Consider the following 14,723-nt stretch of genomic DNA (forward strand, 5'->3'; position numbering starts at 1 on the left):
GCTTGCCCAAACGCCTAATCGCCGCGCGACTCCGTCGTCGTCACGTCCTGATCAACCCGCGCGCGTCCAATTTCATTCCGGCATCCTCGTGTGGGCGGACATAGACCCGATAGATGCTGGGAAATTCGGCCTGAAGATCGCGCTCGATGGCGTCGACGATCCGCTCGACATCGCCTGCGCTCAGGCGATTGTCGAAGTCCACATTGACCGCCGCGACGATCTGGGTCGGCGCGTTGTGGATCGTCATGATCTCGCCCACGCCCATGATGCCCTGGCGCGTCGCCGCGCGGCGAATGCCGGCAATCAGTTCGGGATCGGCCGCCTCGCCGATCAGCAGGCCCTTGGCTTCGCGCGCCAGGAAGATCGCGACCACGCCGAGCAACAAGCCGATCAGCACCGACGCGACGCCGTCGAATCGCGGATCGGCGGTCACTTGCGACAGCGCCAGCCCGACCGCTGCGATCAGGATACCCGCCATCGCCGCGCCATTCTCCAGCAGCACGATCACAGTGGTCGCATCCTTGGTCGAGGTCAGTGCCTGTAACCAGGACTGGCCGCGGCGCGCGGCATTGAATTCGCGGAACGCGGCGAGGGTCGACCCGCCCTCCAGCGCGAACGCGATCGCCAGCACGCCATAGGCAATCAACGGCGACACCGCCGGCTCGGGCTCGATGACGTGTATCACGCCTTCATAGACCGACACGCCCGCGCCCAGCGCGAACACCAGCAACGCGACGACGAAGCTCCAGAAATAGAGTTCTCGCCCATATCCCGCGGGATGAAGCGCGTCGGCCGGTTTGGCGGCACGCTTCTGCCCGTACATCAGCAGCAACTGATTGGTGGAATCGACCAGGCTGTGCACGCCTTCGGTCAGCATCGCCGACGACCCGGTGATCGCCGCCGCGACGAACTTGGCCACCGCTATGCCGACATTGGCGGCCAGTGCGATGATCAAGACCCGGTTGTTATCGGCTTTCATGAGCTGCGCCTAAGCATGAAGCGGCCGGTCGGGCTAGTCCCGGAGCGCGCCGCTTATTTCCGTGCGGCGGCGCTCAATCGGCGCCGATTGGCCCGGACCTTTCGGCGATACAGTCGAACGGCACGTTCGGCGCCCTGCAACGGCGTCAGTGTCAGCCCGCCGGCGACCAACGAAGCCTGCAATTCGATCGCCGCGGATATCTTTTCGGATGTCATCAGCGAAGTTTCGGCCAACGTGCCGTCGCCGCGTGCGATTTCGGCGAGGCGCAGGCCGACTACTGTCGACGCTTCCCAGGCCAACGCCCAGCTGTCGAACGCCAGGCCACTCCACGCCGCCATTGGGGAGCGGGCGGTCAAGAGCGGGTGGCCGGCAGGTCGCGGCGTGACACGTCGCGTCGGGCTTCAAAGTGCATGAAAATCGCTCCTCCAGATCTGCCTAGAACGGCGCGGAGCATGGCAACGTTCCTGCCTGGAAAACTAAATCGCCGTTTCTTCACTCGGGCGGGAGTTCCATGGCCGCCGCGTCGCCGACGTCACTCATAAGGCCGTGCTTCATCATCATCGGCACGTTGGCGAGCGCGAAGATGAAAGTCATCGGGATCGCGCCCCACAATTTGAAGGCGGTCCAGAAATCGAAGCTGGTGTTGCGCCAGACCAGCTCGTTGAGGATCGCCATGCCGAGGAAGAACAGCGCCCAGTTCCGCGTCACCTTCTGCCAGCCGAGCGGCGACAGGCCCGGATATGCCGTGCCGAGCAATTGTTCGAGCAGGGGTCTGCCGGTGATCAGCCCGAATCCCAGGATCGCCGCGAACACGGTGTAGACGAAGGTCGGCTTCATCTGAATGAACTTGGGGTCGTGGAAATAGATGGTCAGCCCGCCGAACACGATCACCAACGCCCCCGAAATCCACAGCATGGGCGAGATGCTGCCGAGCTTCAGCCGCGACACGATCAGCGCGACCACGGTCGCCAGCATGAAGGCGGCAGTCGCGACGATCGCCCGCGACACCACCAATGCCGACATCTGATCGAGATCGGACAGCGAATGGCTGAAGCTCGACACGAGCTTCATGGTCAGCGCCTGGGGCGCGAGGAAATTGACCAGGAAGAAGATCACCAGCGGCGCATAATCGATCGCCAGGCGCAGGCCGGCGGTGCCATTCTTGCTCGTCGTGCTCATCGCACCAGCTCCTCGACGCCCGCGATGATTCGGGCAACTTCCTTGGGGTCGAACGGGCGCAAGTCGCTCAGCGTCTCGCCCACCCCGATGGCGTGGATCGGCAGGCCGAATTGTTCGGCCGCCGCGACCAGCACGCCGCCGCGCGCGGTGCCGTCCAGCTTGGTCATGACCAGGCCGGTCACGCCCGCGACTTCCCTGAACACTTCGATCTGGCTGAGCGCGTTCTGCCCAGTGGTGGCGTCGAGCACCAGGATGACGTCATGCGGCGATGCCGGGTTGATCCGACCGAGCACGCGGCGGATCTTGGCGAGCTCGTCCATCAGCTCGCGTTTGTTCTGGAGTCGTCCGGCAGTGTCGACGATCAGCGCGTCGATACCCTTGTCGGTTGCCTGCTTGACGCCTTCGAACACGATGCCTGCGGCGTCGCCGCCCTCGGCGCCCTTGACGATCGGAACGCCGACGCGGTCGGCCCAGGTCGCGAGCTGGCCGATCGCCGCCGCGCGGAATGTATCGCCCGCGGCCAGCATCACGCCGTAATCCTGCTCGACCAGCCAATGCGCGAGCTTGGCGATGGTCGTGGTCTTGCCCGATCCGTTGACGCCGATCACCAGGATGACCTGGGGGCGAGGAAAGGCTTCGATCTCAAGCGGCTTGGCGACCTTTTCGAGGACCTTCTCGATTTCCTCGGCGACGACCAGACGGATGCCGAGCTCTTCCATGCCGCGTTCGAAACTGCCCTCGGCCAGCCGGTCGCGGATGCGTTTTGCCGTTGCGGGACCGAGATCGGAGGCGATCAGCGCTTCTTCGATATCGTCGAGCGTCGCATCGTCGAGCCGCGCGGTGCCGAGGCCGGCGAGGTTACCGACCAGACGATCGGACGTGCGCTTGAATCCGCCGAGCAGGCGCTGGTGCCAGGATGGGGTGGTGCTCATGCGGTCACGGCCATTTCTCTTTCTTCGTCTCCCGCGCTTTGGCGGGGATGCCGGATATGGGCAGGGTCGATGACAATCGGCAAGATGGAGCCCACCGCATGGCTGCCACCCAGGGCGAAATCGGCGAAATTTGCGCCATGCCCGCGGTTGCCGGGCGCTTCGACCAGCACCTCTTGCGTCGTGCCGATCAGGCTGTCGAGCCAGGCCGCCTTGCGCTTCGCCGCAGCCTCCCGCAACCGCGCAGCGCGTTCGCGACGCACCTCCAACTCGACCTGGGGCATCCGGGCGGCGGGCGTTCCGGCGCGCGGGCTGTAGGGAAAGATATGGGCATGGACGATGTCGCAATCGTCGATCAGCGCCAGGCTGTTCGCCGCCATCGCGGCGTCTTCGGTCGGAAAGCCCGCGATCAGGTCGGCGCCGATCGCGATATCGGGGCGTGCGGTCTTGAGCCGTTCGACCAGCCGCACCGCATCGGCGCGTGAGTGGCGGCGCTTCATGCGCTTGAGGATCATGTCGTCACCCGCCTGGAGCGACAGATGGAGATGCGGCATCACCCGCATCTCCTGCGTCAGCAACTCGAACAGCCGGTCGTCGATCTCCGGTGCGTCGATCGAGGACAGGCGTAGCCGCTGAAGGACAGGGACCCGCGACAGGATACGCTCGACCAGGCTGCCGAGCGTCGGACTTCCCGGCAGATCGTGGCCGTAGCTGGTCAGGTCGACCCCGGTCAGCACGACCTCGTTCTTGCCTTCTGCGACCACGCGCTCGATCGCCTCGATCACCGCGCCGGCCGGCGCCGACCGGCTGGGGCCGCGTCCGAACGGGATCGCGCAGAAAGTGCAGCGATGGTCGCAGCCATTCTGCACCTCGACGAACGCTCGCGCCTGGTCGATGGCAATGGCAAGATGCGGCGCGATTTCCGTCACCCGCGCCATGTCGCCGACGATAAGCGTGTCGCTCGACGCCCAGGCTTCGGGCAGCAATTTCTCGCCATTGCCGATCACGCGATCGACTTCGGGCATGGCGGCGAAGCTTGCCGGGTCGATCTGCGCCGCGCAGCCGGTCACCGCGAGCATCGCTCCCGGCCGCGCCCGGCGAGCGCGGCGGATCGCGGTGCGCGTCTGCTTGACCGCGCTGTTGGTTACGGCGCAGCTATTGATCACCACGACATCACGGCCGTCCAGCATGCGCTGGATCGTCTCGCTCTCTGCGATGTTGAGGCGGCACCCGAGACTGATTACCTCGGGCTGCGGAAGGGATGACATGGGCGACGATCTAGGAGCGAAGCGCGGGGAAGTCCACGACGAGGCGGCGCGCGTGCTGCACTTCTGGTTCGAGGAGCTGAGCGAGGAACAGCATTGGGTCAAGTCGATCACGCTCGACGAGGCGATCGCCGAACGGTTCGGACCGCTCAGGCTGAAAGTAGCGGAAAGCGCGGCTTGGGGGTGGCGGGGTACGCCCGATACCTTGCTCGCCGCGATCATCCTGATCGACCAATTCTCGCGCAACATGTTCCGCGATGAGGGCGAGGCGTTCGAACATGACGGATTGGCGCGCGAACTGACCCTGTACGGGCTGTTGCGCGGGTTCGATCGCAAGTTGCCGACCGAGCGGTGCGCGTTTCTCTATATGCCGTTGATGCATGCCGAGGATCCGGAGCTGCAGCGGCTGAGCATCGAGCGCTTCACCGTGCTTGGCGACGAGCAGAATCTGGGGTTCGCACACGATCATGCCGCGGTGATCGAGCGGTTCGGGCGCTTTCCCTCGCGCAATCGGGCACTGGGCCGGCGCTCGACCGTGATCGAGCGCGAATATCTCAGACAGCCAGGCGCCGGCTGGTAGCAGGATCGGACTCCGCGATGACCTCGGCGGCGTCGGGTGCGATCAGCAAGCGGCGCTCGGCGAGCAGGCGGCGGGCATTGCCCGCCGTCAATGGGCGGCCATAGACATAGCCCTGGCCGCGCGCGCAGCCCAGGCTACGCAGGCGTTCCTCGATCGCCTTGTCTTCGATCCCTTCCGCGGTGATCGGCAAATTGAGGCTTTCACCGAGGCCGACGATCGCGTTGACGATCGCGGCGCTCTCGGCATTCTGGTTGACCGACATGACGAAGCTGCGGTCGATCTTGATGCGATCGAACGGCAGCGCGCGGAGATGCGCCAGGCTTGAATAGCCAGTGCCGAAATCGTCGAGGGCGAGCTTGATGCCCTGGTTCTTCAGGCTGGCGACGATCGATTGCGCCATCGCCAGATTGTCGAACAGTGCGCTCTCGGTGATCTCGATCTCCAGCCGGCTCGGGGTGAACCCCGTTTCGGTGAGCAGCTTGATGATCTTTTGCGCCAGCCAGGGGTCCTTGAGCTGCCAAGGCGAGATGTTGACCGACAATTGCAGCTGCGGATGCCAGTCGCGCGCCGACAGGAATGCCTGACGCATCAACGATATCGACAAATCCGCGATCATCCCGGTTTCCTCGGCGATCGGGATGAACTGGTCGGGGATCATCACGCCGCGTTGCGGATGCTCCCAGCGCGCCAGCACCTCGAAGCCGGTCAGCCGGCCGGTGACCAGGTCGATCTGCTGCTCGAAATAGGGGACGATCTCGCCGCGCGGAATGGCGACCCGGAGCGAACTCTCGAGTTCGTTGCGCGACTGGAGCTCACGCTCCATCGATACGTCGAACCAGGCGTGGCGATTTCGCCCGGCATTCTTGGCCGCATACATCGCGATATCGCCGGAGCGGAGCAAAGCGTCGATCGTCGCCGCGTCGCGATCGCTGCGGGCGATGCCGATCGAGCAGGTGACGTGGAGGTTGAGCCCCTCGACATGAAAGGGCTGGCTCATCCGCGACACCAGGCGTTCGGCGACGCGCTCTACGCTGTCGGGATTCTGCGGATCGAACAGCATCGCGCAGGCGAACTCGTCGCCGCCGAACCGCGCGAGCAACGCGCTTTCGGGCAATGCGGTCGCCATCTCGTCGGCCACGGCGCGCAGCAGCGCGTCGCCGACGGTATGACCATGCATGTCGTTGACCGTCTTGAAATGGTCGAGGTCGAGCATCATCAGCGCCATCGCCTTGTGACGACGGTCGGCGCGGACCAGCATCGCGGCGCCTTCCTCGGCCAGGCTGCGGCGATTGAGGAATCCGGTGAGCGGGTCCTTGGAGGCGAGGACGTTGGCGCGTTCCTCGGCGGCGGTACGCACGGTGACTTCGTTGGCCAGGTCGCGATGACGGCGCCACCCGAACAGGATCAGGGCGACATTGAGGAGCAGGGCGATGATCAGCGTCTGGTCGACGCCGCCGTCATGGTGCATCCAGTTGCTCAGGATCATCGACAGCACTTGGCTGCCGGTGCCGATGAACATCAGGATCGCGGCGACCGTGATCGCGCCGCTCAACAGATCGCGCCGGGCTGCGGCCGGTTCGCTCATGCCCCAAATCCCCTTCTTCGACACCGCGCGTCCGCGGCTCTATCCAGCCCTGCTGATGGCACTGTGAGGTCAAGAAGATGTTAAGGGGCTAAGGCCGGGTTGCGTTTTTCCGGCCGAGCCGTTATCGGGCCGGCACCGTTCCCTTTGCGAACGCGACAAGGAGCACCCATGTGGTGACGCCGGCCGACGAGGTTTCGTCCGCCGGCGCTTTGTGCGTTTTGGGGCTCGGATGGGAGTTATTTGTTTATGTTCGACAGCCTGAGCGATCGTCTTGGCGGCGTATTCGACCGGTTGCGTGGCCGTGGCGCGCTGACCGAGGCGGATGTGCGCGCGGCGATGCGTGAAGTGCGCGTCGCGTTGCTCGAGGCGGACGTCGCTCTGCCGGTCGCGCGCGATTTCGTCGACAAGATCACCGAACAGGCGGTCGGCCAGCAAGTGCTGCGTTCGATCACGCCGGGGCAGCAAGTCGTCAAGATCGTCCATGACGGCCTGGTCGAGATGCTCGGTGCCGACGAGAGCGAGCTCAACCTCGGCGTGACGCCGCCTGCGGTGGTGATGATGGTCGGCCTGCAGGGCTCGGGCAAGACCACGACGACCGCCAAGATCGCCAAGCGCCTGACCAGCGGTCAAGGCGGCCGCGATCGCAAGAAGGTGCTGATGGCGTCGCTCGACGTCAATCGCCCGGCCGCACAGGAACAGCTGGCGATCCTGGGTGAGCAGACCGAGGTCGCGACCCTGCCGATCGTCCAGGGGCAGCAGCCGGTCGATATCGCGCGCCGCGCTGTCCAGGCGGCGAAGCTGCAGGGCTTCGACGTGCTGATGCTCGACACTGCGGGCCGTCTGCACGTCGATCAAGGCCTGATGGACGAGATGAAGGCCGTCGCCGACATCGCGAAGCCGCAGGAAATCCTGCTCGTCGTCGACAGCCTGACCGGTCAGGACGCGGTCAACGTCGCGCGGGCCTTCTCCGACCAGGTGCCGCTGACCGGCGTCGTGCTGACCCGCATGGATGGCGATGCTCGTGGCGGCGCCGCCCTGTCGATGCGCGCGGTCACCGGCAAGCCGATCAAGTTCGCGGGCACCGGTGAAAAGCTCGATGCGATCGAGGGTTTTCACCCCAGCCGCGTGGCGGGCCGCATCCTCGGCATGGGCGACGTCGTCAGCCTGGTCGAGCGAGCCGCCGAATCGATCCAGCAGGAAGATGCCGAGCGCATGGCGCAGCGGCTGTCCAAGGGTCAGTTCGACATGAACGATCTGCGCAGCCAGTTGCAGCAGATGAAGAAGATGGGCGGTATCGGCGCGCTGGCGGGGATGATCCCCGGCATGAAGAAGGCGCAGGCCGCGATGTCGCAATCGGGGATGGACGACCGCATCCTGCTCCGGATGGACGCGATCATCACCTCGATGACGCCCAAGGAACGCAGCAAGCCCGAACTGCTCAACGCCAAGCGCAAGATCCGCGTCGCCAACGGATCGGGGACGACCGTTCAGGACGTCAACAAGCTGATCAAGATGCACCAGGAAATGGCCACGGCCATGAAGCGCATCAAGAAGATGGGCGGGCTGAAAGGCATGATGGCGATGCTCGGCAAGGGCGGCCCCGGCGGCGGCCTCGGCGGTCTCGGCAACGCGATGGGCGGGCCCGAACTGGGTGACGCGATGAACCAGATGGGCGGGCTTCCCGGCCTGCCCGGCACAGGGGCCAAGCTGCCGCCGGGGTTCCAGAATTTCATGAACGTGAAAAAGAAGTAATTTCAGAAATCTAACTAAGGAAGTTGAAGTAAAATGGCACTGAGCATTCGTCTTTCGCGCGGCGGTTCGAAGAAGCGTCCGTACTATCGCATCGTCGTTGCCGACGCGCGCAGCCCGCGTGACGGCAAGTTCATCGAGAAGATCGGCAACTACAACCCGCTGCTCGGCAAGGATGACGAGAAGCGCGTCGTGCTCGACGCCGATCGCGCCAAGCATTGGCTGGGCGTCGGTGCGCAGCCGACCGACCGCGTTGCCCGGTTCCTCGACGTCGCCGGCGTGAAGGAGCGTGCGGCCCGCAACAACCCGAAGAAGGGTGAGCCGGGCGAGAAGGCCAAGGAGCGCCTTGAAGAGCGTGCGTCGAAGGCCGCCGAGGCTGCCGAAGCCGCCACCGCCGCGAAGCAGGCCGAGGCCGAAGCAGTGATCGCCATCGAGGTCGAAGCCGCGACCGAAGAGCCGACCCCCGAGGCCGAAGCCGTTGCCGAGGCGGTTGCTGAAGAAACCCCGCCCGTTGAAGTGGCTGCCGCCGAGGAAGCTCCGGCCGCTGAAGAGGCTCCTGCTGTCGAAGCCGCTGCCGAGGAAGCGCCCGCCAACGAAGCGACCCCGGACGCCGACGCCGGCGATACCGGTGCCGAAGAGGCCAAAAGCGCCGAAGCTCCGGCTGAGGGCTGATGCCTATCATTCCCCTCCCGCTTGCGGGAGGGGAATGAGATGACGCAACGGGTCAATCATGCCCCGGCATGATTGAGAAATGCGCGGGGCGCATTTCGACCCGATTGCGCCATCGTCACTGGGAGGGCATGTCGCAAGCGATGCCGCTAAAAACAGACCCTCTCCCGACCCCTCCCACAATTGGGCGGGGAGACTTGCCCGTCACGCTTGCCGTTGTCACCGGCGCACACGGCGTGACGGGGGAAGTCCGCCTGAAGGTCTTCGCCGAGGACCTGAAGCCGCATAAAAGCTTCAACGCCGGCGCGCTGACGCTGAAGGCGCTGCGCATCACGCCGCAGGGTGCGATAGCGCGCTTCGCCGAAATCCCCGACCGCACCGCGGCGGAGAAACTGCGCGGCACCGAACTCACCGTACCGCGATCGTCGCTGCCGCCGCTGGGCGAGGGCGAATATTATCACGCCGATCTGCTTGGCCTGCCGGTTGTGTCCGACGCCGGCGAGCCGCTCGGTCATATCGTATTGATCGAGAATTTCGGCGCGGGCGACGTGATCGAGATCGAGCGCCCGGCCGAGGGCGGCAAGCCCGGCAAGCGCTTCATGGTGCCGATGCGCCCCGAAGCGGTTCCTGAGTGGGACAGCGAACGGCTGGTGGTCGCCGCGGCATTTGCCGATCAGGCCTGACGCCGGCCTGGCATTTCACCTCACGCCGCCCAGGCGGCGAGATCGTCCTGCTGCCCGATCAACGCCAATCCATGCGCGATCGAGGTTAGCTCGCCGCCTGACGCGATACGCTCCTCGCCAAAGCGGTCTGCAAACAAGCGCCGGATGCGCGGGGTCAACGAGGTGCCGCCGGTCAGGAAGACGCGATCGACATCTGCTGGCACGATATCGGCGGCTGTGAGCGCGCGATCGGCGGCGGCTTCGATCCGCGTGATATCGGGTGCGATCCAGGTTTCGAACGCGTCGCGCGTGACATCCGCCTCGATCGCGAGGCCAGCGCCGGCAAAATGAAAATGGGCATGGTCGGATGCCGACAGCGCGCGTTTGAGCTGGCCGACGGCGTCGTACAATTGATAGCCGAGTTCCTGGTCGATCACCGCGATCATCCGGCCGATCGCGGCCGGATCCAGCGCGGCGCGGCGGAGCTTCTCGAGCTCGGCCAAGGTGCGCCGATTGCGCATCAGCGCCAGTTTCGACCAATCCGCGAAGTCGCTGAAATAACCACCGGGAATATCGAGTATTTTGTCGAAAGAGCGATAGGACCCGCCCTTACCGAGCAACGGCATTACCAGATTGTCGATGATCCGCGCGTCGAACCGGTCGCCGGCGATGCCGACGCCGGCATGGCCCAGCGGCGTGCAGCGGCGTGGCGCGCCCGGCGCCTCTATCCGCACCACCGAGAAGTCGCTGGTGCCGCCGCCGAAATCGGCGACCAGGATCGTCGCCGGGTCGGTGACACGCGAGGCGTAACTGAACGCGGCGCCGAGCGGTTCGTAGACATAGTGGATCTCGGTGCCGAGCGCGGCGAACATCAAGTCGTAACGCTGCCTGGCGAGTGCCTCGTCGGGGCGGCTGCCGGCGAACTCGACCGGACGCCCGACGATAATGCGCGATGCGGTCTGTCCCAATCGCCCACCCGATCGGGCAATCAGCTTGCGCAGGAACAACTGCCCCAGATCCTCGAACCGCATGCGACGTTCGAAGATGGTGGCGTGTTCGAAGCTCGCACTCGCCGCGACCGACTTGAACGACTGGATGAAGCGGCTGCCCTGCGGGAAGTCGAGATAGTCGCGGATCGCCCAGGGGCCGGCATCGGCGCCGAGCGCGACCCTGGAATCGCCTTCCTCCCAAAAGCACAAGGCCGAGCGGAAGACGGCATCTTTGCCTTCCGGCCCGTCGAGCATGACGAGATCGGCGGTATCGCCATTCGCCGCGGCGACCACGGTATTGGTGGTGCCGAAATCGAATCCCAGGGCGGAAGAGGTAGCGTCACTCATGGCCGGCGCGCCTCTAGCGGGGATGACGGCCGGCGGCAAAAGGGAAGACGTGATCGCGCATTCCCGTCTGCCGCCATTTTCGGGTCGGCGGATGAGGCGCCACTTGCCGTCTCGGGCAGCGCAGGCAATGGTCGAACGATGAAACTCGATCCTTGCGTCTTTACGTCCGCTACCTCCCTGCGCGGGAGTAGGACATGAGCCGGATCGCGATCCTGACCGATATCCACGGCAACTTGCCCGCACTCGAGGCGGTGATTGCCGACGCCGAGACGCAAGGCTGCACAGGGTTCGCCAATCTCGGGGATTCGCTGTCGGGGCCGCTCTGGCCGGCGGAAACCGCCAATCTGTTGATGGATCTCGACTGGCCGACGATCGCGGGGAACCATGAGCGCCAATTGCTGACCATCGATCGCGCACGGATGGGCGCGAGCGACGCCTTTGCCCGCGATGCCTTGAGCGACCGTCACCTCCAATGGCTGGCGAGCCTACCGCTGACGCTGCACTTGTTGTCGGACGTGCTGCTGTGTCACGGCACGCCGACCGACGATCTCGAGCATTTTCTCTATACCGTCGATAGCGGCGCGGCCCGCGAAGCGACCGTTGCCGAGATGGTCGAACGGGCAGGGGATCGCGGCGAGCCGTTGATCCTGTGCGGACATACGCATCTGCCGCTCATCGTGACGTTGAAAGACGGCCGGACCATCGCCAATCCCGGCTCGGTGGGCTTGCAGGCCTATGATGACGATCATCCCGTCCCTTATCGCGTGGAGGTCGGCGATCCTTGCGCGCGCTACGCGATTGTCGATGGTTTGGCGGTAACGCTCCGCGCGATCGACTATGACCACGCCGCCGCTGCCCGGCGCGCCGATGCGAATGGCAGCGCCGGTTGGGCGGTCGCGCTCAAGACGGGGCGGATGGCATGACTTTCGCCGCCACCATCCTCACCCTCTATCCCGACATGTTCCCCGGTCCGCTCGGCACCTCGCTGGCGGGGCGTGCACTGGGCGAGGGCAAATGGAGCCTCGATACGGTCAACATCCGCGACTTCGCGATCGACAAACATCGCACGGTGGACGACACGCCGGCCGGTGGCGGAGCGGGCATGGTGCTCCGCGTCGACGTGGTGGCGAGCGCGCTCGACAGCGTCGCGGACGGCCGCCCGATCCTGGCGATGACACCTCGCGGGAAGCCATTGACCCAAGAGCGTGTGCGCGAGCTTGCGGCGGGTCCCGGTGCCATCGTTTTGTGCGGCCGGTTCGAGGGATTCGACGAGCGATTGTTCGACGCACGACCGGTCGAACAGGTGTCGATCGGCGACTATGTCCTGTCGGGCGGAGAGATAGGGGCGCTGGTGCTGCTGGACGCTTGCATTCGGCTGCTTCCCGGCGTAATGGGCGCGCCTTCCAGCGGAGATGAAGAGAGCTTCGAAAGCGGCCTTCTCGAATATCCGCATTATACCCGACCTGTCGAATGGGAAGGGCGCACGATCCCCGAAGTGCTGCGATCGGGGGATCATGCGAAGATCGCGGCCTGGCGAAAGTCGATGGCCGAGACAGATACACGGTTACGGAGACCGGATCTTTGGGAGCGCCACGAGGGCGCTCGGGTCCAGCCTCCCTCTGGCGCGCGGCGACGAAAGAAGGACGACTGAGATGAACATCATCCAGCAACTCGAGGCCGAGAACATTGCGAAGTTCGTAGAGGCCAAGAAGATTCCCGAATTCCGCCCGGGCGATACGCTGCGCGTCGGCGTGAAGGTGGTCGAAGGCGAACGCACCCGCGTCCAGAATTACGAAGGCGTGTGCATCGCGCGTTCGAACAAGGGCATGGGTTCGAACTTCACCGTGCGCAAGATTTCGTTCGGTGAGGGCGTCGAGCGCGTCTTCCCGCTCTATTCGCCCAACATCGACAGCATCGAAGTGGTCCGCAAGGGCGCGGTGCGTCGTGCCAAGCTCTATTATCTGCGTGGCCGCACCGGCAAGTCGGCGCGTATCGCCGAGCGCCGCGACACGCGTGGCGATAACGCCGCCTAAACAGCGTCGTCTCGCGAGAATAGAAAGGGCGCGGAGGGTGATCTCCGCGCCCTTTTTCGTGCTGGCGCGGCCGGCCGCGATCTTGCGCCTATGCCGGCGGTCTATGGCTGCTCCCTTTCAATCTATGGCGGGAACGATCGGATCGCGATTAGTCTGCCAGTTCGGGATCTAGAACGAGAGAGGGAGGACTCATGTCCCAGCGCCTGACGCGGCGACAGCTGATCGGTGGAGCGGTGGCGGCCGGAGGACTGGCGAGCTGGGCGGTTCGTGCCGGGGCGCTGAACGAGCCCGCGACGCTGTTTCGGGAAGTCCTGCTGGTCGACGGGACCGGGGCACCCGGGCGGCTTGCCAATGTACTCGTCGCGGGCGACCGGATCGCCCGGATCATGCCGGCGAGCGGCAAGGTGTCGGAAACGAGCGCGCGGGTCGTCGCGGGTGAGGGCAGGGTGCTCGCGCCGGGCTTCATCGACATGCACAGCCATGGCGATCCGCTCCACGATTCCTACGAGACGTTCCTCGCGATGGGCGTCACCACCGTCACGCTCGGCCAGGATGGCGAGGGACCGAGAATCGGCAACGACCTCGATCCCAGGAGCTGGATGCAGGCGGTCGATCGCGCGCGGATCGATATCAACGTCGCCTTGCTCGCCGGCCATGGCACCTTGCGGCGCGCGGCCGGCGTCGCGGATTCGGTGCGTCGCCCCGACGCAGTGGGGCTCGAACGGATGGCGGGGCAGCTTGATTCCGAACTGCGGATGGGCGCGTTCGGTATTTCCTACGGCCTGGAATATGTGCCCGGCATCTATTCGGAGACGCCGGAGCTGAGCAATCTCGGCAAGGTCGTGGCGCGCTATGGCGGCGTCTGCATGAGCCACATGCGCTCGGAAAATGACGACGAGATCGAGGCGTCGATCAACGAATTGGTCGCGTCGTCGCTGCCCGCGCGGCCGCATATTTCTCACTTCAAGTCGGTGTTCGGCAAAGGCGAGAAGCGTGGAAGGGAATTGCTCGCCTTCGTCGCCGATTTCCGTCGCCGCGGGATCGATCTTACCGCCGACGAATATCCCTATGAGGCCGGCTATACCGGGATCGCAATCCTCTTCCCGAAATGGGCGTTGCCGCCGACCGATTATGCCGGAGTGCTGGCGAGCCGGCGGCAGGAACTGCGCGACTATCTGATCGCCCGGATGACGCGCCGCGGCGGGCCGGAGGCGCTGCTGATCGGCACCGCGCCTTATGCCGGCAAGACCTTAGCCCAGGCGGCGCAGCAGGAGGGCACGCATTATGCCGACCTGCTCATCAAGCTGGGGCCAGACGGCGGGTCGGGCGCGCATTTCACGATGGACAAGGTGTTGCAGGATACGTTGCTGGTCGATCCCAACGTCTCGTTTTCGACCGATGGCGGCCCCGGCATGCGACATCCGCGCGCGACCGGTACTTATGCCAAATTGGTCGAAGACTATGTCGTCCGCGACAAGAAGCTGACGATCGAGGAAATGGTCCGCAAGGCGACCGGCTTTCCCGCGCAGACGCTGCGCCTGCCCGATCGCGGTGTGGTGCGGGCGGGGGCGAAGGCCGATCTCGTCCTGTTCGATCCGAAGAAGGTCAGGGCGCGCTCGACCTATGTCGATCCCTTCGCGATGGCCGAGGGGTTCGATCTGGTGATGGTGAATGGCCAGCCTGCCTTTGAAGGCGGAAAAAGGGTTGGGTTTTCGGGGAAGCTGCTGAGGGCACGGTAATCGAAAATTCCTCCCCG

At 65.1% G+C, this 14,723-nt stretch carries 15 protein-coding genes; 8 read left to right on the plus strand and 7 right to left on the minus strand.

All coding sequences use genetic code 11. From position 1 onward, the window contains the following. Positions 1-40: 40 nt before the first annotated feature. The 5 genes from SMA01S_RS09340 to mtaB form a co-directional block, all read right to left on the minus strand. On the minus strand, positions 41-979 hold the full coding sequence (locus SMA01S_RS09340; protein ID WP_066820633.1) for a cation diffusion facilitator family transporter: 939 nt from the start codon (positions 977-979) through the stop codon (positions 41-43). A gap of 53 nt (positions 980-1,032) precedes the next feature. Further along, entirely contained in the window at positions 1,033-1,317 is a 285-nt protein-coding gene (locus SMA01S_RS09345; protein ID WP_066820637.1) for a hypothetical protein, read from the minus strand. Between the two features lie 154 nt (positions 1,318-1,471). Then, the gene (locus SMA01S_RS09350; protein ID WP_066820639.1) at positions 1,472-2,158 is read right to left on the minus strand and encodes an inner membrane-spanning protein YciB; all 687 of its coding nucleotides are present in this window, start codon (positions 2,156-2,158) and stop codon (positions 1,472-1,474) included. Further along, on the minus strand, positions 2,155-3,090 hold the full coding sequence (gene ftsY, locus SMA01S_RS09355; RefSeq protein WP_066820642.1) for a signal recognition particle-docking protein FtsY: 936 nt from the start codon (positions 3,088-3,090) through the stop codon (positions 2,155-2,157). The genes SMA01S_RS09350 and ftsY overlap by 4 nt, the downstream gene beginning before the upstream one ends. After that, positions 3,087-4,355, minus strand: a complete 1,269-nt coding sequence (gene mtaB / locus SMA01S_RS09360; RefSeq protein WP_084250211.1) for a tRNA (N(6)-L-threonylcarbamoyladenosine(37)-C(2))-methylthiotransferase MtaB — start codon at positions 4,353-4,355, stop codon at positions 3,087-3,089. Before mtaB ends, ftsY begins: the two co-directional genes overlap by 4 nt. Between mtaB and SMA01S_RS09365 the strand changes: the two genes are divergently transcribed. After that, the gene (locus SMA01S_RS09365) at positions 4,354-4,932 is read left to right on the plus strand and encodes a DUF924 family protein (RefSeq protein WP_066820644.1); all 579 of its coding nucleotides are present in this window, start codon (positions 4,354-4,356) and stop codon (positions 4,930-4,932) included. The two genes, mtaB and SMA01S_RS09365, sit on opposite strands and share 2 nt — an antisense overlap. Here the strand turns inward: SMA01S_RS09365 and SMA01S_RS09370 are convergent. Further along, positions 4,907-6,517, minus strand: a complete 1,611-nt coding sequence (locus tag SMA01S_RS09370) for a putative bifunctional diguanylate cyclase/phosphodiesterase (protein WP_066820648.1) — start codon at positions 6,515-6,517, stop codon at positions 4,907-4,909. The genes SMA01S_RS09365 and SMA01S_RS09370 overlap by 26 nt on opposite strands. A 246-nt stretch (positions 6,518-6,763) precedes the next feature. On the opposite strand from SMA01S_RS09370, the gene ffh reads away from it, so the two are divergent. From ffh to rimM, 3 genes are all read left to right on the plus strand, one after another. Then, positions 6,764-8,269 carry a signal recognition particle protein gene (gene ffh / locus SMA01S_RS09375; RefSeq protein ID WP_066820649.1) on the plus strand — a complete coding sequence of 502 codons (1,506 nt, stop codon included), beginning with the start codon at positions 6,764-6,766 and terminating at the stop codon, positions 8,267-8,269. A gap of 33 nt (positions 8,270-8,302) precedes the next feature. After that, on the plus strand, positions 8,303-8,938 hold the full coding sequence (gene rpsP / locus SMA01S_RS09380; RefSeq protein WP_066820651.1) for a 30S ribosomal protein S16: 636 nt from the start codon (positions 8,303-8,305) through the stop codon (positions 8,936-8,938). A gap of 140 nt (positions 8,939-9,078) precedes the next feature. Further along, a complete protein-coding gene (gene rimM, locus SMA01S_RS09385) occupies positions 9,079-9,618 on the plus strand; it encodes a ribosome maturation factor RimM (protein WP_066820738.1) in 540 nt (179 codons plus the stop codon). A 20-nt stretch (positions 9,619-9,638) separates the two neighbouring features. Here the strand turns inward: rimM and SMA01S_RS09390 are convergent, their stop codons facing one another. Further along, a complete protein-coding gene (locus SMA01S_RS09390) occupies positions 9,639-10,934 on the minus strand; it encodes an Hsp70 family protein (RefSeq protein ID WP_066820653.1) in 1,296 nt (431 codons plus the stop codon). 194 nt (positions 10,935-11,128) lie between these two features. On the opposite strand from SMA01S_RS09390, the gene SMA01S_RS09395 reads away from it, so the two are divergent. The 4 genes from SMA01S_RS09395 (at position 11,129) to SMA01S_RS09410 (ending at position 14,706) form a co-directional block, all read left to right on the plus strand. Further along, on the plus strand, positions 11,129-11,857 hold the full coding sequence (locus SMA01S_RS09395) for a metallophosphoesterase family protein (RefSeq protein ID WP_066820654.1): 729 nt from the start codon (positions 11,129-11,131) through the stop codon (positions 11,855-11,857). Further along, positions 11,854-12,585: a tRNA (guanosine(37)-N1)-methyltransferase TrmD gene (gene trmD, locus SMA01S_RS09400; protein WP_066820655.1), complete on the plus strand. Its 732-nt coding sequence runs from the start codon at positions 11,854-11,856 to the stop codon at positions 12,583-12,585. Before SMA01S_RS09395 ends, trmD begins: the two co-directional genes overlap by 4 nt. 1 nt (position 12,586) lies before the next feature. Further along, positions 12,587-12,967, plus strand: a complete 381-nt coding sequence (rplS, locus tag SMA01S_RS09405; RefSeq protein ID WP_066806226.1) for a 50S ribosomal protein L19 — start codon at positions 12,587-12,589, stop codon at positions 12,965-12,967. A gap of 191 nt (positions 12,968-13,158) precedes the next feature. Further along, complete coding sequence (locus tag SMA01S_RS09410; RefSeq protein WP_066820656.1) at positions 13,159-14,706, plus strand: N-acyl-D-amino-acid deacylase family protein; 1,548 nt, start codon at positions 13,159-13,161, stop codon at positions 14,704-14,706. Positions 14,707-14,723: the final 17 nt, after the last annotated feature.

The organism is Sphingomonas mali NBRC 15500 (assembly GCF_001598415.1).
In the GTDB taxonomy this organism is placed as follows: Bacteria; Pseudomonadota; Alphaproteobacteria; order Sphingomonadales; family Sphingomonadaceae; genus Sphingomonas; species Sphingomonas mali.

Bases quoted from the DNA above. Each gene is read 5' to 3' on its own strand.
- SMA01S_RS09340 (WP_066820633.1), bottom strand. From the start codon at position 979: ATGAAAGCCGATAACAACCGGGTCTTGATCATCGCACTGGCCGCCAAT.
- SMA01S_RS09345 (WP_066820637.1), bottom strand. From the start codon at position 1,317: ATGGCGGCGTGGAGTGGCCTGGCGTTCGACAGCTGGGCGTTGGCCTGG.
- SMA01S_RS09350 (WP_066820639.1), bottom strand. From the start codon at position 2,158: ATGAGCACGACGAGCAAGAATGGCACCGCCGGCCTGCGCCTGGCGATC.
- ftsY (WP_066820642.1), bottom strand. From the start codon at position 3,090: ATGAGCACCACCCCATCCTGGCACCAGCGCCTGCTCGGCGGATTCAAG.
- SMA01S_RS09365 (WP_066820644.1), top strand. From the start codon at position 4,354: ATGGGCGACGATCTAGGAGCGAAGCGCGGGGAAGTCCACGACGAGGCG.
- mtaB (WP_084250211.1), bottom strand. From the start codon at position 4,355: ATGTCATCCCTTCCGCAGCCCGAGGTAATCAGTCTCGGGTGCCGCCTC.
- SMA01S_RS09370 (WP_066820648.1), bottom strand. From the start codon at position 6,517: ATGAGCGAACCGGCCGCAGCCCGGCGCGATCTGTTGAGCGGCGCGATC.
- ffh (WP_066820649.1), top strand. From the start codon at position 6,764: ATGTTCGACAGCCTGAGCGATCGTCTTGGCGGCGTATTCGACCGGTTG.
- rpsP (WP_066820651.1), top strand. From the start codon at position 8,303: ATGGCACTGAGCATTCGTCTTTCGCGCGGCGGTTCGAAGAAGCGTCCG.
- rimM (WP_066820738.1), top strand. From the start codon at position 9,079: ATGCCGCTAAAAACAGACCCTCTCCCGACCCCTCCCACAATTGGGCGG.
- SMA01S_RS09390 (WP_066820653.1), bottom strand. From the start codon at position 10,934: ATGAGTGACGCTACCTCTTCCGCCCTGGGATTCGATTTCGGCACCACC.
- SMA01S_RS09395 (WP_066820654.1), top strand. From the start codon at position 11,129: ATGAGCCGGATCGCGATCCTGACCGATATCCACGGCAACTTGCCCGCA.
- trmD (WP_066820655.1), top strand. From the start codon at position 11,854: ATGACTTTCGCCGCCACCATCCTCACCCTCTATCCCGACATGTTCCCC.
- rplS (WP_066806226.1), top strand. From the start codon at position 12,587: ATGAACATCATCCAGCAACTCGAGGCCGAGAACATTGCGAAGTTCGTA.
- SMA01S_RS09410 (WP_066820656.1), top strand. From the start codon at position 13,159: ATGTCCCAGCGCCTGACGCGGCGACAGCTGATCGGTGGAGCGGTGGCG.